The organism is Corallococcus sicarius (genome assembly GCF_003611735.1).
GTDB lineage: Bacteria > Myxococcota > Myxococcia > Myxococcales > Myxococcaceae > Corallococcus > Corallococcus sicarius.
The window spans coordinates 1-1,647 of record NZ_RAWG01000608.1; the positions used below are offsets into that span (position 1 = coordinate 1).

Sequence of the window (1,647 nt, forward strand, 5' to 3'; positions counted from 1 at the left end):
ACGCCTTCTTCGGCGGGGACCGGGCGGATCCGCGCGCCGTGCGCAACGTGCTCGCGGCGGGCCCCAAGGGCCAGCTCGTCAACCTGTACGGCCCCACCGAGGCCACCGTCTGCGCGACCTTCCACGCCGTGGGCGCGCTGGCGGCGGACGCCACCGTCCTGCCCATTGGTCGGCCCGTGGCCCGCGCCCGGCTGTACGTGCTGGATGCGCACGGTGAGCCCGTGGCCCCCGGAGTCCCGGGCGAGCTGTTCATCGGCGGCGAGGGCGTGGGGCGTGGCTATCCCGGCCACCCCGCGACGACGGCCGAGCGCTTCGTGCCGGACGCGTTCAGCGGCATCCCGGGCGCGCGGCTGTACCGCACGGGCGACCGGGCGCGGTGGCGGGCGGATGGGACGCTCGACTTCGTGGGCCGCGTGGATGCACAGGTGAAGGTGCGCGGCTTCCGCATCGAACCGGGCGAAGTCGAGTCCGCCCTGCACGCCCACCCGTCCGTGCGCGAGGCGGTCGTCGTCGTGCGCGAGGACGTGCCCGGCGACAAGCGGCTGGTGGCCTACGTCGTGGGCCACCCGTCGCCCGACCCCACCACCCTGCGCGCCTTCCTGGTGGAGCGGTTGCCCGCGCACCTCGTGCCGTCCGCGTTCGTGCCCATGACGGCGCTGCCGCTGACGCCCGGGGGCAAGCTGGATCGCAAGGCGCTGCCCGTCCCGGAGCAGGCCGAGTCCGCCCTGGTGCCGGCCGTCCCGGAGCGCCTGACGCCCTTCCAGCAGCGCGTCGCCGGGCTGTTCCGCGACGTGCTGCACGTGGAGCGCGTGGGGCTGCACGACGACTTCTTCGCCCTGGGCGGCCACTCGCTCCTGGCCACGCAGCTCATCTCCCGCCTGCGTGCCACGTTCCAGGTGGAGCTGCCGCTGCGTGGCCTGTTCACCGCGTCCACCGTGGCCCGCGTCACGGAGCTGGTGGAGGAGCAGCTCCTGGTGCGCTCGGACGGGCCCCGCGTGCCCACGCTCCGCCGCGTGTCGCGCGACGGAGACTTGCCCCTGTCCTTCTCGCAGCAGCGACTGTGGGTGCTGGATCAGCTCCAACCCGGGGCCACGCCCTACGTCCTGCTCGGGGCCGTGCGACTGGAGGGCGCGCTGGACGCGGAGGCCCTGCGTCGCGCGCTGGAGCTGCTGGTCGACCGCCATGAGGCCCTGCGCACCACGTTCGCGCTGAAGGGCAACGAGCCCATCCAACGCATCCACCCCACGCCCGCGTGGACGCTGCCGCTGACGGACCTGGGCACCCTTCCTCCCGAGGATCCCGAGGCGGCCGTGCACCGGCTGGCGCTGGAGGAGACGGGCCGGCCCTTCGACCTGGGCCAGGGCCCGCTCTTGCGCTCCCGGCTGTTGCGGCTGGCCCCGGAGCACCACGTCCTGGTGCTGGCCATGCACCACATCGTGTCCGACGGCTGGTCCGTGGGCGTGATGGTGCGCGAGGTGGCGGCGGCCTATGCGGCATTCGCGTCCGGGACGACGCCCCACCTTCCGGCCCTGCCGGTGCAATACGCCGACTTCGCGTCCTGGCAGCGCGGCTGGCTCCAGGGGGACGTGCTCGCGAAGCAGGTGGCGTGGTGGAAGGAGCAACTCGCGGGCGCGCCGCATGTCCTGG

General features: G+C 74.3%; 1 protein-coding gene. It reads left to right on the forward strand.

Going from position 1 to position 1,647, the window contains the following annotated elements; translation table 11 throughout:
• Positions 1 to 1,647: condensation domain-containing protein (locus D7X12_RS41175; protein ID WP_147443994.1), on the forward strand; the 1,647-nt coding region annotated here is incomplete at both ends.